Origin of the sequence: Janthinobacterium lividum, from assembly GCF_011601275.1 — a bacterium.
Lineage (GTDB): Bacteria > Pseudomonadota > Gammaproteobacteria > Burkholderiales > Burkholderiaceae_D > Janthinobacterium > Janthinobacterium lividum_E.
In genome coordinates, this window is record NZ_JAAOLY010000008.1 from 104397 (window position 1) to 130471 (window position 26075).

General features: G+C 62.8%; 25 protein-coding genes and 1 riboswitch. Of the genes, 12 read left to right on the forward strand and 13 right to left on the reverse strand.

Going from position 1 to position 26075, the window contains the following annotated elements:
- The first annotated feature begins 93 nt into the window (after nt 1–93).
- A complete protein-coding gene (pnuC, locus tag GYK42_RS13985) occupies nt 94–705 on the forward strand; it encodes a nicotinamide riboside transporter PnuC (protein ID WP_166448000.1) in 612 nt (203 codons plus the stop codon).
- The gene (locus GYK42_RS13990) at nt 705–1253 is read left to right on the forward strand and encodes an AAA family ATPase (protein WP_166448112.1); all 549 of its coding nucleotides are present in this window, start codon (nt 705–707) and stop codon (nt 1251–1253) included. The genes pnuC and GYK42_RS13990 overlap by 1 nt, the downstream gene beginning before the upstream one ends.
- On the opposite strand, the gene GYK42_RS13995 is transcribed toward GYK42_RS13990, so the two are convergent.
- Nucleotides 1250–3397 carry a TonB-dependent siderophore receptor gene (locus tag GYK42_RS13995; protein WP_166448001.1) on the reverse strand — a complete coding sequence of 716 codons (2148 nt, stop codon included), beginning with the start codon at nt 3395–3397 and terminating at the stop codon, nt 1250–1252. The two genes, GYK42_RS13990 and GYK42_RS13995, sit on opposite strands and share 4 nt — an antisense overlap.
- A gap of 87 nt (nt 3398–3484) precedes the next feature.
- Nucleotides 3485–3582, reverse strand: a riboswitch (TPP riboswitch).
- A gap of 66 nt (nt 3583–3648) precedes the next feature.
- Nucleotides 3649–4806, reverse strand: coding sequence for an iron-containing alcohol dehydrogenase (locus GYK42_RS14000; RefSeq protein WP_166448002.1), 1158 nt, complete (start codon nt 4804–4806; stop codon nt 3649–3651).
- A 142-nt stretch (nt 4807–4948) separates the two neighbouring features.
- Here GYK42_RS14000 and GYK42_RS14005 point away from each other — a divergent pair, with 142 nt between their 5' ends.
- Both GYK42_RS14005 and GYK42_RS14010 read left to right on the forward strand, forming a co-directional pair.
- On the forward strand, nt 4949–5254 hold the full coding sequence (locus GYK42_RS14005; protein WP_034750230.1) for a hypothetical protein: 306 nt from the start codon (nt 4949–4951) through the stop codon (nt 5252–5254).
- A gap of 93 nt (nt 5255–5347) precedes the next feature.
- The gene (locus tag GYK42_RS14010) at nt 5348–5830 is read left to right on the forward strand and encodes an Imm26 family immunity protein (RefSeq protein WP_166448003.1); all 483 of its coding nucleotides are present in this window, start codon (nt 5348–5350) and stop codon (nt 5828–5830) included.
- A gap of 80 nt (nt 5831–5910) precedes the next feature.
- Here GYK42_RS14010 and GYK42_RS14015 read toward each other — a convergent pair whose 3' ends face one another.
- Together GYK42_RS14015 and ompR are read right to left on the reverse strand one after the other, a co-directional pair.
- Entirely contained in the window at nt 5911–7269 is a 1359-nt protein-coding gene (locus GYK42_RS14015) for a sensor histidine kinase (protein WP_166448004.1), read from the reverse strand.
- A 13-nt stretch (nt 7270–7282) separates the two neighbouring features.
- Nucleotides 7283–7984 carry an osmolarity response regulator transcription factor OmpR gene (gene ompR, locus GYK42_RS14020; protein WP_223278807.1) on the reverse strand — a complete coding sequence of 234 codons (702 nt, stop codon included), beginning with the start codon at nt 7982–7984 and terminating at the stop codon, nt 7283–7285.
- A gap of 263 nt (nt 7985–8247) precedes the next feature.
- Here ompR and GYK42_RS14025 point away from each other — a divergent pair, with 263 nt between their 5' ends.
- Both GYK42_RS14025 and GYK42_RS14030 read left to right on the forward strand, forming a co-directional pair.
- A complete protein-coding gene (locus GYK42_RS14025; RefSeq protein WP_166448005.1) occupies nt 8248–8637 on the forward strand; it encodes a hypothetical protein in 390 nt (129 codons plus the stop codon).
- Nucleotides 8638–8791: 154 nt separating this feature from the next.
- A complete protein-coding gene (locus GYK42_RS14030) occupies nt 8792–10651 on the forward strand; it encodes a flagellar assembly protein A (RefSeq protein WP_346768094.1) in 1860 nt (619 codons plus the stop codon).
- On the opposite strand, the gene arfB is transcribed toward GYK42_RS14030, so the two are convergent.
- The gene (gene arfB, locus GYK42_RS14035; protein WP_034749850.1) at nt 10652–11050 is read right to left on the reverse strand and encodes an alternative ribosome rescue aminoacyl-tRNA hydrolase ArfB; all 399 of its coding nucleotides are present in this window, start codon (nt 11048–11050) and stop codon (nt 10652–10654) included.
- A 196-nt stretch (nt 11051–11246) separates the two neighbouring features.
- On the opposite strand from arfB, the gene GYK42_RS14040 reads away from it, so the two are divergent.
- On the forward strand, nt 11247–11729 hold the full coding sequence (locus tag GYK42_RS14040; protein ID WP_166448006.1) for a chemotaxis protein CheW: 483 nt from the start codon (nt 11247–11249) through the stop codon (nt 11727–11729).
- A 40-nt stretch (nt 11730–11769) separates the two neighbouring features.
- On the opposite strand, the gene GYK42_RS14045 is transcribed toward GYK42_RS14040, so the two are convergent.
- The 7 genes from GYK42_RS14045 to dapC form a co-directional block, all read right to left on the reverse strand.
- Nucleotides 11770–13758 carry an ATP-binding cassette domain-containing protein gene (locus GYK42_RS14045; protein ID WP_166448007.1) on the reverse strand — a complete coding sequence of 663 codons (1989 nt, stop codon included), beginning with the start codon at nt 13756–13758 and terminating at the stop codon, nt 11770–11772.
- A 93-nt stretch (nt 13759–13851) separates the two neighbouring features.
- The gene (prmB, locus tag GYK42_RS14050) at nt 13852–14742 is read right to left on the reverse strand and encodes a 50S ribosomal protein L3 N(5)-glutamine methyltransferase (protein ID WP_166448008.1); all 891 of its coding nucleotides are present in this window, start codon (nt 14740–14742) and stop codon (nt 13852–13854) included.
- Between the two features lie 54 nt (nt 14743–14796).
- On the reverse strand, nt 14797–15933 hold the full coding sequence (gene dapE, locus GYK42_RS14055) for a succinyl-diaminopimelate desuccinylase (protein WP_166448009.1): 1137 nt from the start codon (nt 15931–15933) through the stop codon (nt 14797–14799).
- Nucleotides 15934–15979: 46 nt separating this feature from the next.
- A complete protein-coding gene (locus GYK42_RS14060) occupies nt 15980–16336 on the reverse strand; it encodes an ArsC family reductase (RefSeq protein ID WP_166448010.1) in 357 nt (118 codons plus the stop codon).
- A gap of 133 nt (nt 16337–16469) precedes the next feature.
- Nucleotides 16470–18017 (reverse strand): FAD-dependent oxidoreductase, encoded by a 1548-nt coding sequence (locus GYK42_RS14065; RefSeq protein WP_166448011.1) that lies wholly within the window; start codon nt 18015–18017, stop codon nt 16470–16472.
- A 122-nt stretch (nt 18018–18139) separates the two neighbouring features.
- On the reverse strand, nt 18140–18967 hold the full coding sequence (dapD, locus tag GYK42_RS14070) for a 2,3,4,5-tetrahydropyridine-2,6-dicarboxylate N-succinyltransferase (protein WP_046683916.1): 828 nt from the start codon (nt 18965–18967) through the stop codon (nt 18140–18142).
- Between the two features lie 17 nt (nt 18968–18984).
- Nucleotides 18985–20214 carry a succinyldiaminopimelate transaminase gene (dapC, locus tag GYK42_RS14075; RefSeq protein WP_166448012.1) on the reverse strand — a complete coding sequence of 410 codons (1230 nt, stop codon included), beginning with the start codon at nt 20212–20214 and terminating at the stop codon, nt 18985–18987.
- A 158-nt stretch (nt 20215–20372) separates the two neighbouring features.
- On the opposite strand from dapC, the gene tsaB reads away from it, so the two are divergent.
- From tsaB to GYK42_RS14095, 4 genes are read left to right on the forward strand one after another with little or no spacing between them, the layout of a single operon-like run.
- Entirely contained in the window at nt 20373–21098 is a 726-nt protein-coding gene (gene tsaB, locus GYK42_RS14080) for a tRNA (adenosine(37)-N6)-threonylcarbamoyltransferase complex dimerization subunit type 1 TsaB (protein WP_166448013.1), read from the forward strand.
- Entirely contained in the window at nt 21095–21592 is a 498-nt protein-coding gene (gene rimI / locus GYK42_RS14085) for a ribosomal protein S18-alanine N-acetyltransferase (protein ID WP_166448014.1), read from the forward strand. Before tsaB ends, rimI begins: the two co-directional genes overlap by 4 nt.
- The gene (locus GYK42_RS14090; protein WP_166448015.1) at nt 21589–22491 is read left to right on the forward strand and encodes a uracil-DNA glycosylase; all 903 of its coding nucleotides are present in this window, start codon (nt 21589–21591) and stop codon (nt 22489–22491) included. The genes rimI and GYK42_RS14090 overlap by 4 nt, the downstream gene beginning before the upstream one ends.
- Entirely contained in the window at nt 22484–23422 is a 939-nt protein-coding gene (locus GYK42_RS14095; protein ID WP_346768095.1) for a DUF1853 family protein, read from the forward strand. Before GYK42_RS14090 ends, GYK42_RS14095 begins: the two co-directional genes overlap by 8 nt.
- Before the next feature lie 35 nt (nt 23423–23457).
- Here the strand turns inward: GYK42_RS14095 and lplT are convergent, their stop codons facing one another.
- On the reverse strand, nt 23458–24720 hold the full coding sequence (gene lplT, locus GYK42_RS14100; RefSeq protein WP_046683921.1) for a lysophospholipid transporter LplT: 1263 nt from the start codon (nt 24718–24720) through the stop codon (nt 23458–23460).
- Between the two features lie 247 nt (nt 24721–24967).
- Here lplT and alr point away from each other — a divergent pair, with 247 nt between their 5' ends.
- Complete coding sequence (gene alr, locus GYK42_RS14105; RefSeq protein ID WP_166448017.1) at nt 24968–26059, forward strand: alanine racemase; 1092 nt, start codon at nt 24968–24970, stop codon at nt 26057–26059.
- Nucleotides 26060–26075 lie beyond the last annotated feature (16 nt).

A 26075-nucleotide genomic window follows, 5' to 3' on the forward strand; every position in this document is an offset into this window, starting at 1 on the left:
CTGCCATGAATACGTCTCTACGCTTGGGGGCAGTCATCTTGCTTATTCATGTCCGGTATTGCATACTGCACCACCAGCCTCATCACGATTCCCATGAACGATACGCTTCTCCTGCTGGGTTTTGCCACCACGCCGCTTGAACTGATTTCCTTTGTCCTGGCACTGACAACCGTTGCGCTGAACATCCGCCAGAATCACTGGGCGTGGCTGTTCGCCATCATTTCCTCGGCCGCCTACGGTTTCGTGTTTTTCGAGTCGCGCCTGTATGGCGACATGGCCTTGCAACTGCTGTTCATCAGCGTCTCATTCTGGGGCTGGTACCAGTGGCTGCATCCGGCCAGCGGCGGCAAGACCTTGCCCGTCACACGTCTGAATGGACGCGGCTGGCTGGCCTGCGCCGCCGGCTGGCTGGTCGGCTTCCTGCTCATAGCCTGGCTGCTGACGACGACGGACACGGACGTGCCCCACGCGGACGGTTTCCTTACGGCAGGCAGCCTGGTGGGGCAATTCCTGCTGTCGCGCAAGAAGCTGGAAAACTGGATCGCCTGGATCGTCGTCGACGTGCTGTATGTGTGGCTGTATGTGCACAAGGGCCTGACCCTGACCGCCGTGCTGTATGCGTTCTTCGTCGTGATGGCCATCATTGGCTTGCTGGCGTGGAGAAAGTCGGCGCCGGCCGCGCCTGATGCGATGGTCCTCAAGTGATGGGACACTGCGTGCGCGTGGCCATCCTGGGCGCGGAGTCGTCGGGCAAGTCGACTCTGGCGGCCGCCCTGGCCGAACGCTACGGTACCGTCTGGGTGCCCGAGTATTTACGTGAATTTGTCGAGATGCAGGGCAGGGTGCCCGTCGCGGCCGATCAGTATGGCATTGCGCGCACGCAAGTCGAACGCGAGGCGATAGCTACCGCGCAAGCGCGCAACTTCCTGTTTTGCGACACGACGCCGTTGATGACGGTCGTCTACAGCCGCCATTATTTCAATGGCGCCGATGCGCAGCTGGCGGCGCTGGCCGATGCCACGCAGTACGATCTGACCCTGGTGACGGCACCCGACAGCCCGTGGGTAGCCGACGGCTTGCAGCGCGAATCGGAAGCCGTGCGCCAGCTGATCTACCGCTACCTGCTCGATGAGCTCGACGCGCGCGGCATTGTGTACCACGTGCTGCACGACAGCCTGGAGGCGCGCCTGGAGCAGGCGGCGCCTTTGTTACAGCAGGCGCTAGCTGCAGCGCCTGCCATTTCCCTCAATTAAAAGTCGAACTGCGCTGAGACTTTAAAGGTGCGGCTGGCGCCCGGATACATATAACCGTCCGATTCCGGCGTCACGTCGCGCCAGTAGAACTTGTCGGCCACGTTGTTGACGCTGGCGCGCAGCACGGCGCGCGTGCCGGCGATGCGTGTGGCCCAGGCGGCGCCCAGGTTGAACACGTTATACGACGGCACGAAGGTCGTGTTGTTGTACTCAAACGCTTTCTTGCCCGCAAATTCCCAGCTGCCATTCACGCTCAAGCCTGCCACCTGCTGCACGGCGTAGTCCGCATGCACGGCTGCCTTGAAGGCCGGCACGTTGGGCACGCGCTTGCCATCGAGGTCGGCATTGCCCGTGCCTGACTGCTGGCTGTTCAGGGCCGTCACGGAGGCGCCCAGGCTCAGGTTGGACGATGCCTTGCCCTGGGCCGACAATTCCAGGCCACGGTGCTGGGCCTGGCCTTCGCGCACGAAGTAGCCTGCGGCATTCTGGAATTCCAGGCCCTTGCGGATCTGGAACAGGCTGGCCGCCACCATGAAGTCCGGCGTCACATCCATTTTGACGCCGAGTTCTATCTGCTTCGAACGGCTGGGCGTGAGTTCCTCGTTGGCATTCATCGCCTTGCGGTCGGCCGTGCCGCCATGTTCCATGCCCTGCGAATAGGCCGTGTACACGGAGATATTGTCGAGCGGGGTGTAGACGAGCGACACGTTGGGCAACAGGAAATCGTGCTTGGCGCGCACTTCCTTGTCGGCCTTCAGCACATACTGGTAGCCGTCGACGTCGATATGGCGCAAGCCGCCATGCAGCTTCCAGTTTTGGGCCAGGCTGACGATATCCTGCACGAAGACGGAGTTTTCCGTATCCTTGCGCACCAGGCGCACGGGGCCTTGCACACCCGTCGACATGTCGACGATCTGCGGGTGGTAGATGTTGCTCACGCCAGCCCAGTCGTACACGTACAGGCCCGCGCGGTCCTTGCGGCGGAAGGTCGAGACGCCGGCCGTGAATTCATGGCGCAGGGAACCGGTGGCGAACTTGCCCTGGATCATAGCTTGCGCGCTCAGCGGCTTTTTCGTTTCGCCCAGGCTGCGGTAGTCATACACGTCGTAGTCGCCATTGCCGCAGAAGCCAGGGTACAGGTCTTGCGCGCTGCAGCCGTACGGGAAGGCCGTGTAGTCGTCGCGCTTGAACGAGTGCTGGTTGGCCGACAGGGTGGCGCGCCAGTCGTCATTGAAGGCGTACTGGAAGCGCAGGCCGAGATTGCTGGTGACGGTTTCCACGGGACGCGTCCACGGCTGCAGGTTGAGCATGGCGTCGGCGCTGATGCCGGTCGGCAAAGTTTTATTGTTCAGCAGCTGGAAGCCGGGCGCCGTCGCCTGCGCCTTGTCCTGGTAGTCGGCATCGATCTGCAGCAGGGCTTGCGGCGAGATTTGCCAGTCGAAGGCACCGGAAATGAACTTGCGGTTGCCGTCCGCGCCCTTGATGTAGGAACGCAGACGCTCGGCGGCCACGTTGACCCGGTAGCCGAAGCGCGTGTCTTCCAGGCGGCCGCCCAAGTCGACGGCACCATACAAGGTGCCCCGTTCGCGCGTTTCCACGGTGACGGTGCGCAGCGGTGCGGCGGTGGGGCGCTTGACGATGAAGTCGATCACGCCGCCCGGCGCGGCCACGCCTGCCTGCAAGCCGGCCAGGCCTTTCAGTACTTCGATGCGTTCCTTGTTTTCCAGCGGAATTTGCGTGTCGCCAGGAATGGCCACGCCATCCTTGCGGTAGCTGGAATTGTTGTCGAGCTTGAAGCCGCGGATGGAAAACTGTTCCGCATAGCCGACGGCGTTGTAGGCGTCGTTGATGCTGGTGTCGAGCTTGACGGCATCGCTGAGATTGCGGATCTGCAAGTCTTGCATGTCTTTTTGCGAAATGACGGTGACGGACGCCGGCGTCTGCAGCAGCGGCGCGTCGGAAAAGCCGCCCACGGAGGCGCGTTTGGCAGCCGGCGCCTTGCTGGCCGTGACGACGACTTCTGCCATGCTCTGGGCCTGCGGGTCGGCGGCTTCGGCGGCGTCGTTCGCGGCAATGGCTGGTGCGGCAAACGCGTGCAGGATCGCCAGGGTCAAAACAGAAACGGATAAATTCGGTGTGGACATAGATTGCTCGTGGTTCAAGCCGTCTCTTGAAGAAGAGCACGGCAGGCTGCTTGTTCGGCTGGCGCCAACGCAGGAGCTATCAAAGGAGGGAGGTACTTTGCGCTTTCCTTCGCTGGCATTATCCAGATCAGGTACGAAGGGTATCTCTCACCCGGATGACTGCTCCAGGACCCCTAGCGAAATGACAGCTTAGCATGAAGCACGGCCAGCTGTCCCGCTGGCTGACCGTTTTACAACAGTGTCGGTTGAAACTACAAACTCAGTTCCAGCACCTTGCGGCTGACGGCGGGCGTCACTTCGCGCTGTTCGCCCAGCGCCGTCATGCCGTGCGCTTCCAGGGCGGACACGACGGCGTCCACGCTCGCATGGTTCAGGCCATAATCGGCCAGGCGCGTCTTGACGCCCATGTGGCGGAAGAAGAATTCCGTGCGCGCGATGGCTGCCTCGATGCGGCCATCCTCGTCGCCGCCATCCAGGCCCCAGACGCGGGCCGCGTATTGCAGCAGCTTGGCGCGCTTGGCCTGCTTGCGCACGCGCAGCATGCTGGGCAGGATGATGGCCAGGGTCTGCGCGTGGTCGAGCTCGTACAAGGCCGTCAATTCATGGCCGATGGCGTGCGTGGACCAGTCCTGCGGCACGCCCACGCCGATCAGGCCGTTCAAGGCCAGGGTGGCGCTCCACATCACGTTGGCGCGCACGTCGTAGTCATCCGGGTGCGACAGCGCTTTCGGGCCTTCCTCGATCAGGGTCAGCAGGATGCCTTCGGCAAAGCGGTCCTGCACGGAGGCGTTTACAGGGTAGGTCAGGTATTGCTCCATCACATGCGCAAACGCGTCGACGACGCCATTGCCGACCTGGCGCAGCGGCAAGGTGAACGTTTTCGACGGGTCCAGCACGGAGAATTTCGGATACACCTTGCGGCTCATGAACGAGCGCTTTTCCTGCGTGGCCTTGCGCGTGATCACGGCCGAGCCATTCATTTCGGACCCCGTGGCCGGCAAGGTCAATACGGTGCCGAAGGGCAGGGCGGCCTCGACGATCTTGCCGCCCTTGGCCAGGATGTCCCACGCCTCGCCCTCATGCAGGGCGGCCGCGGCGATGAACTTGGTGCCATCGACCACGGAGCCGCCGCCGACGGCCAGCAGGAAATCGATGCGCTCGCTTTTCACGAGGGCCACGGCCTGCATCAGGGTTTCATAGCTGGGATTGGGTTCGATGCCGGCAAACTCGATCATCGTATGCCCGGCCAGCGCCGCCCTGACTTCATCGTAGACGCCGTTCTGCTTGATGCTGCCGCCGCCATACGTCATGAGCACTCTGGCTTGCGGCGGGATCAGCGCCGTGATGGCGGCGATCTGGCCCTGGCCGAAGAGGATTTGCGTCGGATTGTAAAAGTCGAAATTGAACATGGGGCTCCTGCCGCTGAGGTTTAGGCTATTGCTGAGCCATGATTATGGCCGAACGGGTGGAAACGTGTCGTGGACGCTTGAGCTTTTCGCCCGCGCGGTGGAGAATGCAGCCGATGTCACCACCACGCGAAAAGGAATGCGCATGACCACCGTCCCACTGGAAGAATCCGGCTTGCCGGCCACCGCGCTCGACATGCACCGCGCCATCGGCGCCACCATCGCCGCGCTGCAGGCGCTGGACTTGAACAGCCAGCGCTTCGAAGCGTGCACGGACCCGGAACTGCGCCGCGTGCTCGCGCATGCGGGCGACACGAGCCGCAAGGAAGCGGCCATGCTGCTCGAATGGATGCGCCGCCGCGACGCGCGCCTGGACACGGCCATGAAGGAGGCGCTGTTCAAGGCGGGGCCGATTGTTGCTCAGTATCACTATGACGAGAAAATATTGTAACTATTGGTTTGTTGTTGTGGCGTACCATGCGCCATTTAACCTTTGCTTCGCGTAGACTGTGCCCCGAACACGATTTTGGGGGAGTCTGCAGAAATGAAATCATTACCATACCGAGAAGGCAGCTGGTTTGCCGTGCCCCTGCCGGGCGGCGGTTATGCCGTCGGCGTGGTGGCGCGCAGGGCGCCTGCCGGGCGCATCATGCTGGCGTATATGTTCGGGCCGAAGCGCGACAGCTTGCCTACGCTGGAAGAGCTGGAAGGCTTGCGGCCGGAACAGGCCGTGCGCCGCCTGCGTACGGGCGACATGGCCCTGCTCAACGAGCGCTGGCCCCTGCTGGGCGACAGCCGCCACTGGGAGCGCGACGCCTGGCCCATGCCGGCCTTTATCCGACGCAATGAATCGCTGCAGCGCGCCTGGCGCGCCAGCTATGCGGACGCCGACCCTGCCAAGCTGAACCGCGAGGAATCGATCCCCTTCGATACGCCCGGCATGGAAAGCGATTCCCTGTACGGCTACGGGGCGACGGAATTGCTGATGAATAAATTGCTGGCGCCGGAGCAGGCATCAACGGCGTAGGTCGGATTAGGCCGGCAGGCCGTAATCCGACAACATTGTTGGCTATTCTTGTCGGATTACGCGGTTCCCGCTAATCCGACCTACGCCGCCGGCAAACTGATCTGAAACGCCAGGCCGCCGCCTTCGCGGTTGCGCACTTGCAATTCGGCGCCATGGCGCAGCAGCACGCGGTCGACGATGGCCAGGCCCAGGCCGGCGCCGTTGGCTTGGCCGCGCGCCGTGTCGAGGCGGGTGAACGGCTTCATCAGCTGCTCGATCTTTTCTGCCGGCACGCCCGTGCCGTGGTCCTGCACTTCGATGATCACCTTTTTCGCGCCGTGGCTGGTGCGCACCTGGCAGGCGATGTCGATTTCCGTCACGTCGCTGCCCGGCGTCTTGCCATAGCGGCGCGCATTCTCGATCAGGTTGTTCAGCACGCGGCGCAGGTCGGTGGGGTTGCCCATTGCATGCGCGCCGTCGGCGATGGTGGCGTTGATCTTCACGTCCGGCAGGCGCATCGCTTCGCGCGTCATGTCGTTGAGCAAGCCACTGAGGTCGACGTCCGTAAAGCTCGACGCTTCCGTCGGCTTGGCATAGTCGAGGAACTGGCCGATGATGGCGTCCATTTGCCCGATATCGGACTGGATGCCTTCGCGCGCCTCGTCCGACAGGTTGGCCATTTCCACTTCCAGTTGCATGCGCGCCAGCGGCGTGCGCAAGTCGTGCGAAATGCCGGCCAAGATCACGGCGCGGTCCGATTCCACCTGTTTCAGATCATCGACCATCTGATTGAAGCTGCGGTTCGCCTCGATGATTTCGATCGGGCCCTTTTCCGGCAGCGGCGCCGGCTGCTTGCCCTTGGCGATGTCGCGCGCGGCCGCCGTCAGACGCGACAGCGGCAGATTGATCAGGCTGGAAATGATGGCCGCGCCCAGCAGCGACAGCAGGGACACCAGGCTGGCCCAGCCCAGCCACTGGAAGCCCGTCAAGCCGCGCAGACGTTCGCGGTCCAGCATCAGCCAGTACTCGTCGTCGTCGATCTTGAAGCTGACCCAGAAGCCGGCCACGCCATTGACGCGCGCGGAAAAGCGCGTGTCCTTGCCCAGCTTGGCCTTCACCAGCGCCTCGATCTCGGGCATCAGGTAATTGTCGGGCGGCGGCTCGATGCGGTCGTCCTCTTCCAGAGAGAAGATGCGGATGCCTTCATTGCTGACGAGGTCGAACAGCAGCTCGCGCCGCAGCTCGGGAGCCGAGTGCGTCAATGCCGCATGCGTGATGGTGACGACGGAAATGATCTGGGCGGAAATCTGCTGCGCCTGCGGCTCGCGCTGGATGACGGAAATCATGCCGATCCAGGTGATCATGCTGACGGTGGTCAAAGTACCCAGCAGCAAAAAGGTACGCCAGAACAGGCCGCTTTTCAGCCGCGCCAGGCTGATATCGGGAACAAGCTTCATCATGCCTCGCCTGCGATCAGCGCGGCTGTCCGTCCGGGATGAAGACGTAGCCGAGGCCCCACACTGTCTGGATGAACAGCGGGCTCGACGGGTCGGGTTCGATCAGCTTGCGCAGGCGCGAAATCTGCACGTCCAGGCTGCGGTCGAACACTTCGTATTCGCGGCCGCGCGCCAGTTCCATCAGTTTCTCGCGCGACAGCGGCTGGCGCGCATGGCGGGCAAACACTTTCAGCACGGAAAACTCGCCGGTCGTCAGCGGCACCGTTTCGCCATTCTTTTTCAGCGTGCGCGTGCCCAGGTCCAGCACGAAGTCGCCGAATTCGAAGGTTTGCGGTGTTTCCGACGGGGCGCCCGGGATTTCATCGGGACCCTTGCGGCGCAGTACGGCGCCAATGCGGGCCACCAGTTCGCGCGGATTGAACGGTTTCGGCAGGTAGTCGTCGGCACCCATCTCCAGGCCCACGATGCGGTCCACGTCCTCGCCCTTGGCCGTCAGCATGATGATCGGCGTCTGATCGCCCGCGCCGCGCAGGCGGCGGCAGATCGACAGGCCGTCTTCACCGGGCAGCATCAGGTCGAGCACGAGCAGGTCGTAGCGTTCGCGCAGCCACAGCTTGTTCATGGCCGTCGCGCTCTCTGCCGTGAAGACATTGAAGCCTTGTTCGGTCAGGTAGCGCCGCAGCAGGTCGCGCAGGCGCACATCGTCATCGACCACCATGATTTTTGCCTGGTGGCCGTGGATCGATTGCGTTGTTGTATTGCTGCCGGAAGTGGAGGTTGTGGTCATTTAGGGTGTCGTGTTATCTTATATTAGTTGCTATAGTAACGCCTCGCGCGGCGTCGGCAAGGGGCTGTGGCGACCCATTACAAAGTGTTACAAACTTTACCCAATTACTCTTACTGCACCGTGTAAAGCATCATACACTGGGGCCACAGTGGAAATCAGCTTTAGTTTATACGGCATCGCGGAAGAGGAACTCAATGAATATCTTTACTAAAAAAATTCACGCCGCTCCCAGCGCAGCTTTTGCCGCACGTACGACCGTGCTGTCCGCCTTTGCCATTTGTTCCGTGTTTGCCGCCAGCCTGGCGTCAGCGCAAAACCAGCCGCCGCCACGCCGTGACGACCAGCAGCAAATGCAGGCCCAGCGGTATGAACAGGTTCAGCGCAGCAACAGCAATGATACGCGCTTGCGCGAACAGCGTGACGCACGCAGTTTTGACACGCGCGCCGAAGAGCAGCGCCGCGCCAACGAAGGTGCCGACGCCTCGCGCCGCACGGGCCGCATGACGCCCGATGAACGCCGCGACCTGCGCCGCCAGATCAACGAAGTGGGCCAGGACATCTACTCGAATCCGCCGCGCCGCTAGGCGGTGTACAACCCCATCCGACAGGGCCATCTCGCAAGACATGGCCCTGTTTGCATTTGCCCCCCCTTTGTATTGCTCAGTCAGGCACACGGCCCCGCCCCGTGATATTGTTCTAACGCAATGAGGCAATTCTCGGTTTTTGGGGAGGCAAGTGGTGAGCGACGACGACACACCCGTTCCTGATGCGGCTCCCGCAGGCGGCTTGCCGCTCGGCCTGGTCCAGCGCGAAGAGGGCGTGTGCCTTGACATGTCGCTGGCGCCGGCGCAGCTGCGCGCCGCCGTCGACCAGCTGTTCCAGTCGGGGAAGTTACTGGCCGGCCTTGACTACGGTTTGTTCCTGCTGACCCTGTTCCATGCTCCCACTCCCCGCGCCGCGCCCAAGGGCGACGCCTTGCTGCGCATCGCCGTGCGCGTGGCGCCATTCCCGGCCGCGCGCCGCGCGCTGTACAAACAGGTCAAGATCCGTGGCGACAGTGCCGAGTTTTACTTTGAAGCCTTGCCTGCGGACGCGGACGGCCAGGTGCCGGCGTGCCGCGAGTTTGACGAGCTGGTGGCCGACCTGTGGTGCAAGGGCGTGCACTACGGCATCGATAGCGTGGCCGTGCGCGCCATGCTCGCCAGCGGCAAGGCCGAGCGCATCACGGTGGCGCGGGTGCTGCCGCCGCAGCCGGGGCGCGACGCCCAGCTGGTCGAAGTGTCGCAAGGCATCCATCGCGACGATGCGCCGCGCGAACGCTCCGATGGCCGCCTCGATTTGCTCAGCTTCAAGAATCGCTTTCCGCAAGTGAAAAAACACGCGCGCCTGCTGCGTCTGCTGCCCGGTACGCCTGGCTTGCCTGGCTATGACCTGGCCGGCAAGGCGCTGCCGCCGCCCGCGCCGCTGGAACTGGACCTGGCCACGGTGGCGGGGCCAGGCACGGCGGTCGAGCATTTCAGCGATGGCGATTTCCTCGTCGCCACCCAGGATGGCTATGTGAATGTCGATGAGCACGGCAAGATGTCGATCGAAAACAAGATCGTCAGCCGCGAAGGCGTCAGCAGCCGCACCACGGGCAATCTGAAGCTTCGCGCCGCCTACGAAGAGTATGGCGAAGTGCAGGAGCAGCGCCAGCTCGACGGCAGCGACATTACCATCCATGGCGACGTATATGGCCATCTGCACTCGCATGGCGGCTTGATCTTGTTGCACCGTAACCTGGTGGGCGGCACGGCTTTTAATGAACACGGCGACGTGCGCGTCGAGGGAGTCGCATCCGGTTCCGTGCTGCAGGCGCTGAGCGGTGAAGTACACGTGAAGCGCGCGGAAAGCTGCGTCATCGCCGGCACGCGCGTGGTGATCGACAGCGCCAGCAATTGCGAGATCATCGCCGACGAGGTCGTCATCGAGCTGGCCGAAGGCTGCGCCGTGGCGGCGCGCACCATCCGCATCGGCAGCGCCGGCCCCCGCAAGCAAGTGGAGATGCTGCTGTTTCCCTTGGTGCCCGACCTGAGCGCGCTGGAACAAAAGATCGCGGAAAGCATGGCGAAGGCGGCGCAATTCCTGCAGGTGCAGTACAAGCGCCAGCAGGAAATCGACGCCATCGCGCAATTGCCTGAGGTGCGTAATTATCTGACTCTGGCGGGCCAGCTGCGGCGCGGCGAATTGCAGCTGCAGCCAACGCAGCAGGTGCAGTACGACAAGCTGGCCGCGCGCATCGCTCCCGTCCTGAAAGAGGTGGCGCGGCTGCGCGTGGAAGTGAAACAGTCGGAAATCCTGCACGCACAGATGCTGGCCCTGGTGGCGCAACTGCGTCAGGAGCGGCAGGCGACGGCGGGCCAGTCGCGCTGCAGCCTGGGCCTGATCGATGGCGAGACGACGGTGCGCGCCCTGGTCGTACCGCCCGGGCCGGCCAAGGTCTACGACCGGCCGCCGAAAGAAATCAAGGCCTTGCTGCGCAGCGCCACGCCGGCCACGCAGCCCGTATTTGCGGACAGCACGGGCAGTCTCGACTGGACTTACCAGCCGCCGCCGTAATCAGTCCGTGACCTTGCCGCGTGACTGCTTCAGCACGCTGTGTGTGCTCTTGCTGTCGAGGCGGCGCCGCTGCGAGCTGCGCGTGGGCTTGGTGGCGCGGCGCACGGCGGGCAGGAAGGTCACGCTGTCGATGATTTCCTGCAGGCGCCGCAACGCTTCTTCCTTGTTCTGTTCCTGGCTGCGCGATTGCTGCGCCTTGAGCACCAGCACGCCATCCTTGCTGATGCGGCTGTCGCGCAGGGCCAGCAGCCGCTCCTTGTACGCTTCCGGCAGCGACGAGGCGGCGATGGGGAAGCGCAAATGGATGGCGCTGGAGACCTTGTTGACGTTCTGCCCGCCCGGGCCTTGGGCGCGGATGGCGGAAAATTCAACTTCAGCGGGGTTGACGAGGTGTTGCATGGCCTGCCTGTTGGGGGATGATGTGGGTATTGTAAGGGAAGATGGCTGCGCCGGCGCAAGGGCGGGGAAGCCTGCAGATGATGTCTTCCGGGAAAGTTGATGTTTCTCAACGCCGCTTGCGGCGATGCTGGTTAGCATGGGGCCAACGTTGCGCCACTGCGCATCCTGGCAGCGCTTACCGGATGAAAGGAACACCATGCAGCCCACGACCACGCCTGGCGCCGCAACCGCGCAATATCTGACGCAGTACTTGAGCTTCCGGCTGGGCGGCCTGGAATACGGCCTTGACTACGGCTGCGTGCGGGAATTGCGTCCGCTGACGGAACTCGACCGTTTTTCTACGGAAGGGGAGGTGCTGCACAGCGTGGCCGTCTCGCGCGGCGTGATCATCCCCATCGTCGACATGCGCGCCGCGTTCGGCAGCGCCCAGAACGCACCCGACCCGGCCACCGACGTGATCATTTTGCAGCTGAGCAATGGCGTGATGGGCATGGTGGTCGATGGCGTCACCGATATCGTCAGTCTGGCGCCAAGCGACATCGCCGCCGTGTCAGGCCTGAGCGCGGCGGAAGCCGATTACCTGCTGGGTCTGGGCACGGTGGCGGGGCGCCGCCTGATCCTCGTCGACATCGACCGCCTGATGGCGATCCGCAGCCCCAGCCCCCTGCAGGCGGCCTAAAAAAAAGACGACCCGGGAGTCGTCTTTTGTCGCTACTGAATTAGCCGAGCTTTTCCAGCTGATCCTGCAAGTCCAGCCATTCCGCTTCCAGCTGTGCCAGGTCCTTGGTAAAGAAGGTCTGGTCGGCCAGCAGTTGCTTCAATTTCGCCTTGTTGGCGGCATCATAGATGGTCGGCTCGCCCAGCTTGGCGTCGGTTTCCGCCTTTTGTGCATTGCGCTTGGCGATTTGCTCTTCCTGGCGCTTGATCTTGTTTTCGATCGGCTTGCGCAGGGCGGCCGTTTTCTGGCGCTCTTCCGCTTCCTTGCGCTTGTCGCGCACGGGCGCGGCTGGCGCGGCGGCCGCTACTGGCGACACGACGGGGAAGTCGGTCTTGTTGGCCTTGCCGGCGGCCGGCAGCACGTCCGTGCCTTTGCCCAGCTTGGTCTTGAACAGCCAATCCTTGTAGTCGTCCAGGTCGCCGTCGAACGGCTGCAGCTTGCCGTCGGCAACGATGATGAATTCGTCCGTGGTGGCGCGCAGCAAGTGGCGATCATGGGACACGACGACCAGGGTGCCTTCGAACTGGGCCAGCGCTTCCGTCAGCGCTTCGCGCGTTTCCAGATCCAGGTGATTGGTCGGTTCATCGAGCAGCAGCAGGTTCGGACGCTGCCAGACGATCAGGGCCAGCGCCAGACGGGCTTTTTCGCCGCCCGAGAACGGTGCGATCGAGGCGGTCACCATGTTGCCGGGGAAGTTGAAACCGCCCAGGAAATTGCGCAGTTCCTGCTCGCGCACGGTCGGTGCGATCTTCGACAGATGCCACAACGGCGATTCGTCGTGGCGCAGCATTTCCACCTGGTGCTGGGCGAAGTAGCCGATGTTGAGGCCCTTGCCCATGGTGGCGTCGCCCGTCAACGGCATCAGTTCGCCGGCGATGGTCTTGATCAGGGTCGATTTGCCGGCGCCGTTTTGGCCCAGCAAGCCGATACGCTGGCCGATCTGCAGCGAAAACTTGATGCCGTTGACGATGGTTTTATGCGTGATTTCGCCCGTCGCCTCGTTCTCGATCTTGTAGCCCGCATCGACGTCTTCCATCACCAGCAGCGGGTTCGGCGCGCTCAAAGGCTCGCGGAATTCGAACGAGAATTCGGCGGCGGCGCGCAACGGCGCCAGCTCTTCCATCTTCGCCAGCGCCTTCATGCGGCTTTGCGCCTGGCGGGCCTTCGAAGCTTGCGCCTTGAAGCGGTTCACGAACGATTCCAGGTGGGCGCGCTTGCGTTGCTGCTTTTCCAGCGCGCCGGCGGCCAGGATCATCTGCGCCGCGCGTTGGCGCTCGAAGCTCGAATAGTTGCCCGAATAGCGCTTCAGCTTGCGCTCGTCGATATGCACGACCACGTTGACCACTTCATCGAGGAAGTCGCGGTCATGGGAAATAATCAGCAAGGTGCCGGCGTAGCGTTTGAGCCAGTCTTCCAGCCAGATGATGGCGTCCAGATCCAGGTGATTGGTCGGTTCATCGAGCAGCAGCAGGTCGGATGGGCACATCAGCGCTTGTGCCAGGTTCAAACGCATGCGCCAGCCGCCCGAGAAACTCGCCACCGGTTGCTGCATCTGGTCCAGGGTAAAGCCCAGGCCCAGCAGCAATTGCTCACCGCGCGACTGCACGGTATACGCGTCGGCATCGGCCAGCGCGCTGTAGATTTCGCCGATGGCGATGCCGTTTTCCGACGTGGCCGGTTCCGATTCCAGGCGCGCCAGTTCCGCTTCCAGCTTGCGCAGGGTGATGTCGCCATCGATCGCGTAGTCGAGCGCGGCACGGTCCAGCGGCGGCGTTTCCTGCGCCACGTAAGCCACGCGCCATTTTGCCGGGAAATCGATTTCGCCCTGGTCAGGGTGCAATTCGCCACGCATCATGGCGAACAGGCTCGATTTGCCCGCGCCATTGGCGCCGATCAGGCCGATCTTGTCGCCCGGATTGAGGGTGACGTCGACTTGTTCGAGCAACGGTTTGATGCCGCGCATCAGGCTTACTTGTAGGAAACGTATCATTTTTTTCTTTGTAAAGGCTGGGAATGAACCCGCGCCGTAAAATTCAGGTAGGTCGGATTAGCCCGAAGGGCGTAATCTGACTTGCCAAGTCGATCAAGCCAGCTTGAGTTGCTCGGCCGTCAGCAGGAATACCATGTCGTCGCCGGCGCTCGTCGTCAGCCAGGTCAGGCCCAGCTCGCCGAAGGCCGCTTCCGCGTATTCGCGCTCGTTGCCGATTTCAATCATCAGGATGCCGTCGTCCGTCAGGCGCTCGGCCGCACCGGCGATGATCTTGCGCACCAGGTCCATGCCGTCGCTGCCGCCGTCGAGGGCGATTTGCGGTTCGGCCAGGTATTCCTGGGGCAGGGCGCCCATCGACGCGGAATTCACGTATGGCGGGTTGCTGATGATCAAATCATATTTCTTGGCCGGCACGTTCGTGTACAGGTCCGATTCGATCAGGGTGACGCGGTCCTGCAATTTGTAGGTGTCGACGTTGCGCTTGGCCACGGCCAGCGCGTCGGCGGAAATGTCCACGGCGTCGACTGCGGCGTTCGGGAAGGCGTCGGCCATCATGATCGACAGGCAGCCCGAACCGGTGCACAGTTCCAAGATGTTTTCCACCGCTTCCGGCTCCGCCACCCATGGCGAGAAGTATTCAGGGATCAGCTCGGCGATGAAGGAGCGGGGCACGATCACGCGCTCGTCCACGTAGAAATTGTAGGTGCCCAGCCAGCCTTCCTTGGTGATGTAGGCGGCCGGCACGCGGTCGATGCTGCGGCGGTCGATGACGCTCATCACGCTGGCCACTTCCGACGGCAGCAGCTTGGCGTCGAGGAACGGTTCGAGCTTATCGAGCGGCAACTTCAACGTGTGCAGGATCAGATAGGCCGCTTCGTCGAACGCTTCGGCGCTGCCGTGGCCGAAAAACAGCTTGGCGGTATTAAAACGGGTAACGGCGTAGCGCAGCAGGTCGCGTGGCGTGGAAAACGGGTTCGGGGTCATGGCATTCTCGAAAAGACGGTGTTCTGGCCCGCCGTGACGGGCCTCGGTGCTGGTTCAGACGGGCAGCAAATGCTCCAGCGTGCGCCGGTAAATATTCTTCAGGGGATCGATGTGGCGCAGTTCGATGTGTTCGTCGATCTTGTGAATACTGGCATTGGGCGGCCCGAATTCTATCACTTGGGGGCAGATTTGCGCGATAAACCGGCCATCGGAGGTGCCGCCCGTGGTCGACAGCTCCGTCGCGATGCCCGTTTCTTCCAGGATGGCGGACGACAGCGCATCGCTCAAGGTGCCGCGTGGCGTGAGGAAGGGCAAGCCGCTCAGGGTCCATTGCAAATCGTATTCCAAGTCATGCTTGTCGAGGATGGCGTGGACTCTTTCCTGCAGGTTTTCCGCGGTGCTGGCCGTGGAAAAACGGAAATTGAAATCGATCACCATGTCGCCGGGAATCACGTTGTTGGCGCCCGTGCCTGCGTTGATGTTCGACATTTGCCACGACGTCGGCAGGTAATACTCGTTGCCCGCGTCCCATTTTTCCTCGACCAGATCGGCCAGCGCCTGCGCCGCTTCGTGGATCGGGTTTTTCGCCAGGTGCGGGTAGGCGATGTGACCCTGCACGCCCTTGATCGTCAAGCGGCCCGACAGCGAACCGCGGCGGCCATTCTTGATCATGTCGCCCAGCTGCGCGCTCGACGTCGGCTCGCCCACCAGGCAATAGTCGATCTGCTCGCCCCGCTCTTTCAATTTATCGCACACGATGACGGTGCCGTCCGTGGCCGGGCCTTCCTCATCGCTGGTGATCAGAAAGGCGATCGAGCCCGTGTGATCGGGCGTGGCGGCGATGAATTCCTCGCAAGCGACCACCATGGCGGCGATCGACGTCTTCATGTCGGCCGCGCCACGGCCGTACAGCTTGCCGTCGCGGTGGGTGGGAATGAAGGGCAGCGAGCGCCATTGCTCGACGGGGCCGGTCGGCACCACGTCCGTATGGCCGGCAAAGACGAACACGGGAGAAGTCGTGCCACGGCGCGCCCACAGATTGGTGACGTCGTTCGACTGTATCGTCTCGCAGACAAAGCCCAGCGGCGTGAGGATGTCGATCAGGTGCTGCTGGCAGCCCTTGTCGTCGGGCGTGACCGAGGACAGGGCGATCAGTTTTTCGGTCAGGGCGAGGGTTTTGGAGGTGGTCATGGGTAAGGTCGTGCCGGCAACATCGTTCCGGTGGTCAACTAGGGAGTTACAACGAGAAAATGGTCTTGTACTGCGCATCCGAAAACGCCACGCTGAACTGGCCATCCTTGTCCAGCACGGGGCGTTTGATGATGGACGGGTTTTCCAGCATCAGTTCCAAGGCGCTGGCCGCGTCGACGATGGCGGCCTTGCGTTCGTCGGACAGGGCGCGCCAGGTCGTGCCTTTTTTGTTGACCAGCACATCCCACGGCAATTGCGCCAGCCACGCTTCGACCGTGGCGCGTTCCAGGCCCTGCTTCTTGAAGTCGTGGAAGGTGAAATCGAGTTGCTGCGCGGCCAGCCAGGTGCGGGCCTTTTTGACGGTATCGCAGTTGGGGATACCGTAGAGTGTAATGGTCGTCATGGGTAGGGCTAAGGGGAATGAATGCGGTTCGCTTGATCGCGGCGCTTGCGCCAGGGAAAAATGCGATGGTAGCCGCCATTATACAGTCGATGCGCAGTCGATGCGGCAGTGCAACAAGGCCCGCTGATTTCCCCTACACAGGCCGCGGCGCCGCCTTGCCCGACTCCGCCGGACCGAAATGCAGGCCCAGTCGCAAGGCCAGGGCGCGCAGGGCGCCGCTTTCCTGCAGGTGCAGGGCCAGCGCGATGTGGCCGTCGGGGCGCACGAGGTAGGCCGCGTCGCGGCCCAGTCCCGCCAGCTTGGCGGCCACGTTATAGGTGTAGCAATGCACGGGCAATTTCAGCACGCGCGCTTCATCCAGCAATTCGGGCGCCGCTTCGCCATAGATGTGCAATTGCCAATCCATGCTGCGCAGGGCCGTAAAATTGTCTTGCGTGCCGTCGGAAAACCACGGCAGGCGGTCGCCGCCGCGCAGGTATTCCGCGTGGCCGGCGGACAGGGCGCTGTCTTCATAGCTGATCTGGATCTGCGACACGGTCTGGAACAGCAGACGGCGCGCCCGCGCGAAGCCCGAGAGGAAGGGTAGCGCGTGCGGCACCAGCCAGCGTCGGAGGAATTGCCCGGCGATGCCTTGCGCGACGATGGCCTGAAAGGCGCGGTCGGTGGTGGCGACGAGCTTGCGGGCAAACACGATGCGCTCGCTTTCATAGGTGTCGAGCAGGGCGTCGTTGCTTTGTCCGCGCAGCTTTTGCGCCAGTTTCCACGCCAGGTTGACGGCGTCGCCCAGGCCCGTGTTCATGCCCTGGCCGCCCACGGGGCTGTGCAAATGGGCCGCGTCGCCGAGGATGAAGCAACGCCGTTCGCGGAATTGCCCGGCCACCCGGTGGTGCACTTTATACGTGGAAAACCAGTTCACGTGTTCGACTTCGATGCCGAGCAAGGTTTGCACCGATTCCCGCACGTCGTCGAAGACGGGCGCCGGCGCGCCATCGGGGCGGTCGGGCAGGATGCCGATCAGGCGCTGCATGCCGCTGGTGCGCACGGGCAGCATCAGCGCAAATGAGTTCGCGCCCAGGTGGGCGTGCAAATCCGTATTTTTGCCAGCCACTAGCGCGTCGGCCACGTAATACAGGTGGTCGTAGGTGCCGCCAGAGAACTCGAAGCCGGCGATCTCGCGCACCTTGCTGCGGGCGCCGTCGCAGCCGAAAATATAGTTAAACGTGCAATATTGTCGTTCGCCGTCCTTGAGCAGGATGGCTTGCACTTCGCTATCGTCCTGCGTCCACAGGTCCAGCGCGACATTCCATTCCACGTGCACGCCGGCCGCCGCCAGCTTGCTGATCAGAAAGAGTTCATGCTCGTCCTGGGGCAGGCTCAGCACGAAAGGGTAGGGGCTCAGGCCTTCGCCGATTTCGCCCAGCGCCAGTTTCACCAGCTCCTCGCCGCCTTCGTGGATGTGCATGGCGTTGATCTTGATGCCCAGGCTGACCAGTTCATCGGCAAAGCCCAGCTGCTGGTAAAACTCCAGCGTGCGCGCATGCACGGCCATGGCCCGCGACGCCTGGCCCGGACCGCTGTTCTTGTCGATGATGCGGCAATCGACGCCATGGCGCGCCAGGCGCAAGGCAAGCATGAGACCGGTAGGACCGGCGCCGACGATCAAGACGGGAGGAGTATTCATGCCATCCAGTATAGGACAGGATGGACGATGGCTGCGCGACGATTGAAGTTGCCATTCGGAAACGAAAATGTCCCGCCGAAGCGGGACATTCAGGGTACTGCGTGCGCCTTGCGGCGCAGTGATTAAATACCGCGCAGCAACTCGTTGATGCCGGTCTTGGCGCGGGTTTTTGCATCCACGCGCTTGACGATCACGGCGCAGTACAGCGAGTACTTGCCGTCTTCCGAAGGCAGGTTGCCCGAGACCACGACGGAACCGGCTGGCACGCGGCCGTAGGTGACTTCGCCCGTGGCGCGGTCGTAGATCTTGGTCGACTGGCCGATGTACACGCCCATCGAGATGACCGAATTTTCTTCGACGATGACGCCTTCGACGATTTCCGAACGGGCGCCGATGAAGCAGTTGTCTTCGATGATGGTCGGGTTCGCTTGCATTGGTTCCAGCACGCCGCCGATGCCGACGCCGCCGGACAGGTGGACGTTTTTGCCGATCTGCGCGCAGGAACCGACGGTGGCCCAGGTGTCGACCATGGCGCCTTCATCGACGTAGGCGCCGATGTTGACGTAGGACGGCATCAGCACGACGTTCTTGGCGATGAAGCTGCCGCGGCGGGCGACGGCTGGCGGCACCACGCGGAAGCCGCCCTTGGCGAAGTCTTCCTTGGTGTAATTGGCAAACTTGGTCGGGACCTTGTCATAGAACTGCATCGTGCCGTCGGACGGCAGGACGACGTTGTCTTCCAGGCGGAACGACAGCAGCACGGCTTTCTTGACCCACTGGTTGACGACCCAGTCGCCCGTGGTTTTTTCGGCCACGCGGATGCTGCCGTTGTCCAGGCCATTGATGACGTGGGAGACGGCGTCGCGCAGTTCGGCCGTGCCGTTGCCTGGATTGATCTCGGCGCGGTTTTCCCAGGCCTGGTCGATGATGGTTTGCAGTTGTTGGCTCATGATGATGTCTTGTTTATCTAGTTGGTTGATGCGGATGCGGAAAGCTGCTGGCAGAATTTTACTATGCGCAACGCGGCTTCCAGCCCTTCGGCTGTTTCGGCCACGAGGGCCATGCGGATGCGGTTGCGGCCCGGATTGATGCCGTGCGCGTCGCGCGCCAGGTAACTGCCAGGCAATACCGTCACATTATATTCGGCGTACAGGCGTTGCGCGAATTCGGTGTCGGACAGTCCCGTGCGGCTGACGTCGGCCCACAGGTAGAAGCCGGCGTCCGGCAATTGCACATCCATCACCGATTGCAGCAGCGGCGTGATGGCGTCGAACTTGGCGCGGTACTTGGCGCGATTTTCCTCGACATGGGTTTCGTCGTTCCAGGCCGCGACGGAGGCCGCCTGCACGGCAGGGCTCATGGCGCCGCCGTGGTAGGTTCGGTAGAGCAGGAATTTTTTCAGTACTTCCGCGTCGCCGGCGACAAAGCCCGAGCGCATGCCCGGCACGTTCGAGCGCTTCGACAGGCTGGAAAACACGACCAGGCGCGCATACGGGCGCTCGATGGTGGACAGGCCCAGCATGTGCGCCGCCTGCAGCGCGCCCAGCGGCGGCGTGTCGCCGTGATAGATCTCGGAATAGCACTCGTCGGCGGCGATGACGAAATCGTAGCGCTCGGACAGGGCGAACAGGTGTTCCCAGTCCGTCAGGGTGAGCACGGCGCCCGTCGGGTTGCCTGGCGAGCACAGGAACAGCAGCTTGACCTTTTCCCACACGGATGCAGGCACGCTGTCGTAGTCGCAGCCGAAATTGCGCGCCGGGTCGGAATTGACGAAATACGGTTCGGCGCCGGCCAGGTAGGCCGCGCCTTCATAGATCTGGTAAAACGGGTTCGGGCTGATCACCAGCGAGCCGGCCGATGGATCGATCACCGTTTGCGCCAGCGCAAACAGCGCTTCGCGCGAACCGTTCACGGGCAGGATTTGCGTGGCAGGATTGAGCTTGGGGATGCCATAGCGGCACTCGAGCCAGCCGGCGATGGCGGTGCGCAAGGCTTCCGAACCGATGGTGGTCGGATAGCTGGCCAGGCCATGGATATTGTCGGTCAATGCCTGCTCGATGAAGGCTGGCGTCGGGTGCTTGGGTTCGCCCATGCCCAGACTGATGGGCGCGTAATCGGGATTGACCGTCACGCCGGTAAACAGCTGGCGCAGCTTTTCAAAAGGATATGGTTGCAGTTTAGCAAGAAGTGGATTCACGGAGCGGACCAGGGCAAGAGTGGGAACGAGGGCCGGCTGCGGCATTGCCACCAGCCAGCCTTCCATTATAGCCGTGCCAGAGAGAGTGTTGTGCAATGCGGCAGCGGCGGTACGCACTGCGTACTGTAATAACGTACAGGCACAGGTTAAAATACGCCATGCCTACCTTACTTCCCACCTTACTTGCTATTGAAACGTCGTCCGAACTCGCCTCCTGCGCCTTGCTGCGCGGCGATGCCGTTCTGTCCCGCGCCTCGTCGGGCGTGCGTACCCATTCCCAGTCCATCCTGCCCATGGTGCAGGAATTGCTGGCCGAAGCGGGCGTGGCCCTGGCGGACGTGGACGCCATCGCCTACGGCTCCGGCCCTGGCTCGTTTACGGGCGTGCGCACGGCCTGCGGCATCGCGCAAGGCTTGGCCTATGGCGCCAACCTGCCCGTCGTGCCCGTCGTGACGCTCGACGCCATGGCGCTCGCATGCCACCAGCAGCATGGCGCGCAGCGCATCGTCACCGTGCTCGACGCCCGCATGGGCGAAGTGTACTGGGCGCAATATGATTACCAGGATGGCTTGCAGATTGTTGCGCCACCGGCCCTGAGTGCGCCTGCCGGCGTAGCGCCGCAAGGCGACGTCACCGCTTGCGGCAACGGTTTTGCGGCCTATGCCGATGCCTTGGCGACGCTGCCATGCGCCGCCAGCGCGGACGCGGCCATCATGCCGCACGCCGTGCAAGTGGCGCAGCTGGCGCGCATCGCCTTTGCGGCCGGTCAGTTCGTGACGGCGGCCGAGGCGCAGCCTTTGTACTTGCGCAACAAGATCGCCTACACGAGCGCGGAACGCCTCGACATGCAGGCCGCCAAGGCTGCTGCGGAGTCGGCACAATGAGTGTAGGGGGCCAGGACAAGGACAGCGCTGCAGCTTGGGACTTGCTGCGCCTCGACTATCAGCCGATGGTGGAAGCGGACCTGTTTGAGGTGCTGGCGCTGGAACAGCGCGTGTATCCGCATCCGTGGACGCATGGCAACTTTGTCGATTCCCTCAAGAGCGGCTACCCTGGCTGGGTCTTGCGCGACGTGGATGGCACCTTGCTCGGCTACTTTTTGCTGATGCTGGTGGTCGATGAAGCGCACTTGCTGAACGTGGCCGTCGAGGGCGCCATCCAGGGACAGGGGTTGGGGCGTTTCCTGCTGAACCAGTCCTGCGCCTGCGCGCGCCAGCTGGGCATGGAATCGATGCTGCTGGAAGTGCGTCCGTCGAACGTGCGCGCGCTCGATATTTACCAGCGTTATGGATTTGAACAGATCGGCCGGCGTAAGGGATATTATCCTGCCGCCAATTCGCAACGTGAGGACGCCATCGTGATGCGTTATACCTTATGAGCCGCAGCGCCGTTTTCCTCGATGAAATGGGCGTCGGCCCGTTGTGGCGCTTGCGCCAGGGTGTTGCACCCGAAGCTGTTGACGCCGTCGTCGAAGCGCCCGTGGAGATGGAAGCGGCCGTGGCGCCACCCGTGGCTGAAGCCTTTGACGCCGTGGCCACAGTGGTCACCCAGGCGGTCGTCGAGGTGGCTGCCGAGGCGAAGGTCGAGGTGAAGGCCGAAGCGCCCGCCGCCGTTGCCGCTGCGCCAGTTCCTGCCGCCGAGCCGGACGACACGGCTTGGTTCGACGATGCGCCGCCACCGCCGCCCGTCAAGCAGCTGAGCGATGCCGATATCGCGGCCCTCGACTGGGATGGCTTGACGGCGGCCGTGGCCAAGTGCGCGCGCTGCGACCTGTGCAAGACGCGCAAGGGCGTCGTCATGGGCCGTGGCGACCGCCAGGGCGATTGGCTGATGCTGGCCAGCAGCCCCTCGCGCGCGGAAGAGCGGGAAGGGCGTGCCTTGCCGGGCGCACAGGAAAAATTACTCGACAATATGCTGAAAGCCATCGAGGTTGACGCCGGCAGCCACGTGTACATCACGCACTTGCTGAAATGCCGTCCGCTGGACGAGGCCGGGCAGGAGCGTCTGCCGACAGAGGCCGAGTCCGCCGCCTGCCGCCCGTACTTCGACCGCGAACTGGCCCTGCTGCAACCGCGCACCATCGTCACCCTAGGTTCGATGGCCGCCGCCGGCATCAATTCCGGCGAAAAACCCGTGCGCGGCAAGGTGCGCCAGCTGGGCAATGCGTCCGTCGTGGCCACCTTTCATCCGGAAATGTTGCTGCAGGACGAGACGGGCAAGGCCAAGGCCCGTGCCTGGGCCGACCTGTGCCTGGCGAAAAGCACGCACGGTGGGTGATACCTCCGTCGACAGCTTTCAGGCCCGCTTCGAGCGCCGATGGGGACATCTGACGCACCCCCGCGTGCGTGCGCTGGCCTGGCTGCTCGATTCGCCCGACTTGCTGGATCCGTCCAGTCCCCACTGGGGCGGGCGCATCGCCAGCCTCGCGCCCGTCACGCCTGCCGTGGCGGCGTGGCTGGCGGCGCTGCAGGATGATCCGTCGCCGCTCGATGCGGCGCTGGGGCCGAAATTCTATTCCCGCCTGGGCCTGTACGCTGAAAAGCTGCTGGCCTTTTATTTTGAGCAGCATGGACTGCTGCAAGCGCATGGCTTGCAGGTGCAGGTCAACCGCAACGACACGGTGGGCGAGTTCGATTTCCTGCTGCGTGACGGGAGTGAGTTGCTGCATTGGGAATTCGCCACCAAGTTCTACCTGCTCGAAGGCGCGCCCGATCCTGGCGTGTTCAATCACTTGATCGGTCCGAACCTGGCCGATACCCTGGGCTTGAAGATGCGCAAAATTCTCGACAAGCAACTGGCCTTGTCCCGCCATCCGGCCGCGCAAAGCCTGCTGGCGCACCCCGTGCGCGCGGCGCAGGCGCTGGTCAAGGGCTGGCTGTTCTATGCGGCAGGCGCCACGCCAGGCATGGACGGCATTTCCCAGGAACATGGACATGGCTTCTGGTGCACGCCAACGCAATTGCCGCAGCAGCGTTACGTCGTGCTGCCCCGATTGCAATGGCTGGCGCCGTTCAAGGGGCGCGACGTGGAAGTGCTGGACGTCGATGCCTTGCGCGCGCAATTGTTTGATCTGGCGCAACCGGTGCTGGTGGCAGCGGTGGACAATGTCGATGGATGGGAAGTGGAGCGTACGCGCGGTTTTGTCGTGCCCCATGACTGGACGGAGCAGGCTGCGGCGCGGCGGGTGTTAGGTACCTTGCCAGCGTAATGCTGGGGTCAGACCCGCCGGGTCTGACCCCAAAATTAGTGTTTCTGCTCGCCAATCAAGGAAAGATTGTCATGCTCAGCCTGGTTCAGCTTGTGCTTGCGCATGATCATGTACATGGTGCCGGCGACGAACAGGCCGAACAGGGTGATGATGATGTTCAGCGGCAGGTGCAAACGGATCATGATCGAATACACGGCCAGCATGGTGAGAATCGACAGGTTTTCGTTGAAGTTCTGGACGGCGATGGAATGGCCTGCGCTCATCAGCACGTGGCCGCGGTGTTGCAGCAGTGCATTCATTGGCACGACGAAGAAGCCGGACAGGGCGCCGATCAGTATCAGCAGCGGGTAGGCGATCCACACGGAATGTACTTGCGTCATCATCATGACGATCACGCCCATGGCGATACCGAGCGGAATGACGGTCAGCGATTTGCGCAGCGGAATGAAGCGGGCCGACAGCACGGCGCCGGCGGCCACGCCGATGGCGACCACGCCCACCAGGCTGGTTGCCTTGTCGAACGGCATGTTCAGCGATTGCTTGGCCCATTCCAGCACGATCAGCTGCAAGGTGGCGCCAGCGCCCCAGAACAGGGTTGTCACGGCCAGGGTGATCTGGCCCAGCTTGTCTTTCCACAGGATGGAATAGCAATTGGCAAAATCGGTAATCAGTTTGATAGGATTGCGTTCCTGGTGCGGATACACGCAGCCCGTATCTGGAATCTTCAGGTTGGCCAGCGTCGCCAGTGCATAAATGCCCACTACCACGCACAAGGCCGCTTCCGTCTTGCTGGTGATGCCCGTATCGATCAGGGGAATGTCGATGGACAGCAGCATGTCGGACACGTGACCGCTGACGAGTGCGCCGCCCATGACGGTGCCGAGGATGATGGAGGTGACGGTCAAGCCTTCGATCCAGCCATTCGCCGCCACCAGCTTTTCCGGCGGCAGCAGTTCCGTCAGGATGCCGTACTTGGCGGGCGAGTACACGGCCGCGCCAAAACCGACGACGGCGTAGGCCAGCAGTGGATGTACATGGAAAAAGACGAGGGCGCAGCCGAAGATCTTGACCATGTTGGCGATGAACATGACCTTGCCTTTCGGCAATGCATCCGCGAAGGCGCCGACAAAAGCGGCCAACAGCACGTAAAACAGCACGAACGACAGTTTAAGCAGCGGCGTGATCCACGCCGGGGATTTCATGGACACCAATAAATCGACGGCGACAAAAAAGAGGGCGTTATCTGCCAGCGAGGAAAAGAACTGCGCCGCCATGATGGTATAAAAACCACGATTCATTCTGGATTGCCTGAAATCATATCTGGCTTGCTTTATACCACGAAAAAACGGCAAACCCCAAGTTTGGAAGGGGCTGCTTTGCATCCGCTTGCCTAAGGTCGGCTTAATTTTTCTGCCGTAGAAAAATACACATACATGTGAGCATTTTATAAATGATGTCCGATGCGCACGACCTGCGGTGCCTGCCATGTCCTCGTACGGCCCATCCGGTAAAATACGGCTTTCCCACTTGCCGTGTGTCACGCTTATGCCCAGGCCCCTCATCGCCACCATCCATCTCGATGCCATGCAACACAATCTGGCGCGCGCCCGTGCCGGCGCCCGCGGCGCCAACGTGTGGGCCGTCGTCAAGGCGAATGCCTACGGCCACGGCCTGGAGCGGGCCATGCGGGGCTTTGCCGAGGCCGATGGCCTGGCGCTGGTCGAGGTCGATTATGCCGTGCGCTTGCGCGAGATGGGCTGGACCAAGCCCATCTTGTTGCTGGAAGGTTTTTTCGACGCCAGCGATTTGCCTGTCATGGCGCAATATGGCTTGAACGGCAGCGTGCATTGCGAAGAGCAGATCGACATGCTGGCAGCGGCGCGCTTGCCGCACGCCATCGACGTGCACCTGAAGATGAACACGGGCATGAACCGCCTGGGTTTCACGCCGCAAGCCGTGGCGGGTGCCTATGCGCGCTTGCGCGCCATGCCGCACGTCGGCACGATCACCCTGATGACGCATTTCGCCAATGCGGACGAGGCGGCGCCCACGCGTTTGCCCCTGGAACAGCAGATGCTGCGTTTTGAGGCGGGCGCGGCGAGCATTGGCGCTGCCTTGCCGCGCAGCCTGTGCAATTCTGCCGGCGTGCTGATGCACCAGCTCGACAGCGACTGGGTGCGCCCCGGCATCATGCTGTATGGCGGCACGCCCAGCGGCGCTCCCGGCGGGACGTCCGCGCAAGCGTTCGGCTTGCTGCCTACCATGACCTTGCGCAGCATCATCATCGGCATCCAGGATATCGCCGCTGGCGAAGTGGTAGGCTACGGCAGCCGCTACGAAGCGGCCGGCAATATCAAGGTAGGCGTAGTGGCCTGCGGCTATGCGGACGGCTATCCGCGCCACGCGCCCGAAGGCACGCCCGTGCTCGTCGACGGCGTGCGCACAGGCCTCATCGGCAGGGTGTCGATGGACATGCTGATGGTCGATCTGACGCACGTGCTGGGCGCAAAAGTCGGCAGCGCCGTCACCCTGTGGGGCCAGGGCATGCCGATCGACGAGGTGGCCCTGGCCGCCGGCACCATCGGCTATGAGCTGATGTGCGCACTGGCGCCCCGTGTTCCGGTGATCGAGGCGTGACCTCGCAGCCTTGTTT

Bases quoted from the DNA above. Each gene is read 5' to 3' on its own strand.
- pnuC (WP_166448000.1), top strand. From the start codon at position 94: ATGAACGATACGCTTCTCCTGCTGGGTTTTGCCACCACGCCGCTTGAA.
- GYK42_RS13990 (WP_166448112.1), top strand. From the start codon at position 705: ATGGGACACTGCGTGCGCGTGGCCATCCTGGGCGCGGAGTCGTCGGGC.
- GYK42_RS13995 (WP_166448001.1), bottom strand. From the start codon at position 3,397: ATGTCCACACCGAATTTATCCGTTTCTGTTTTGACCCTGGCGATCCTG.
- GYK42_RS14000 (WP_166448002.1), bottom strand. From the start codon at position 4,806: ATGTTCAATTTCGACTTTTACAATCCGACGCAAATCCTCTTCGGCCAG.
- GYK42_RS14005 (WP_034750230.1), top strand. From the start codon at position 4,949: ATGACCACCGTCCCACTGGAAGAATCCGGCTTGCCGGCCACCGCGCTC.
- GYK42_RS14010 (WP_166448003.1), top strand. From the start codon at position 5,348: ATGAAATCATTACCATACCGAGAAGGCAGCTGGTTTGCCGTGCCCCTG.
- GYK42_RS14015 (WP_166448004.1), bottom strand. From the start codon at position 7,269: ATGATGAAGCTTGTTCCCGATATCAGCCTGGCGCGGCTGAAAAGCGGC.
- ompR (WP_223278807.1), bottom strand. From the start codon at position 7,984: ATGGTGGTCGATGACGATGTGCGCCTGCGCGACCTGCTGCGGCGCTAC.
- GYK42_RS14025 (WP_166448005.1), top strand. From the start codon at position 8,248: ATGAATATCTTTACTAAAAAAATTCACGCCGCTCCCAGCGCAGCTTTT.
- arfB (WP_034749850.1), bottom strand. From the start codon at position 11,050: ATGCAACACCTCGTCAACCCCGCTGAAGTTGAATTTTCCGCCATCCGC.
- GYK42_RS14040 (WP_166448006.1), top strand. From the start codon at position 11,247: ATGCAGCCCACGACCACGCCTGGCGCCGCAACCGCGCAATATCTGACG.
- GYK42_RS14045 (WP_166448007.1), bottom strand. From the start codon at position 13,758: ATGATACGTTTCCTACAAGTAAGCCTGATGCGCGGCATCAAACCGTTG.
- prmB (WP_166448008.1), bottom strand. From the start codon at position 14,742: ATGACCCCGAACCCGTTTTCCACGCCACGCGACCTGCTGCGCTACGCC.
- dapE (WP_166448009.1), bottom strand. From the start codon at position 15,933: ATGACCACCTCCAAAACCCTCGCCCTGACCGAAAAACTGATCGCCCTG.
- GYK42_RS14060 (WP_166448010.1), bottom strand. From the start codon at position 16,336: ATGACGACCATTACACTCTACGGTATCCCCAACTGCGATACCGTCAAA.
- GYK42_RS14065 (WP_166448011.1), bottom strand. From the start codon at position 18,017: ATGAATACTCCTCCCGTCTTGATCGTCGGCGCCGGTCCTACCGGTCTC.
- dapD (WP_046683916.1), bottom strand. From the start codon at position 18,967: ATGAGCCAACAACTGCAAACCATCATCGACCAGGCCTGGGAAAACCGC.
- tsaB (WP_166448013.1), top strand. From the start codon at position 20,373: ATGCCTACCTTACTTCCCACCTTACTTGCTATTGAAACGTCGTCCGAA.
- rimI (WP_166448014.1), top strand. From the start codon at position 21,095: ATGAGTGTAGGGGGCCAGGACAAGGACAGCGCTGCAGCTTGGGACTTG.
- GYK42_RS14090 (WP_166448015.1), top strand. From the start codon at position 21,589: ATGAGCCGCAGCGCCGTTTTCCTCGATGAAATGGGCGTCGGCCCGTTG.
- lplT (WP_046683921.1), bottom strand. From the start codon at position 24,720: ATGAATCGTGGTTTTTATACCATCATGGCGGCGCAGTTCTTTTCCTCG.
- alr (WP_166448017.1), top strand. From the start codon at position 24,968: ATGCCCAGGCCCCTCATCGCCACCATCCATCTCGATGCCATGCAACAC.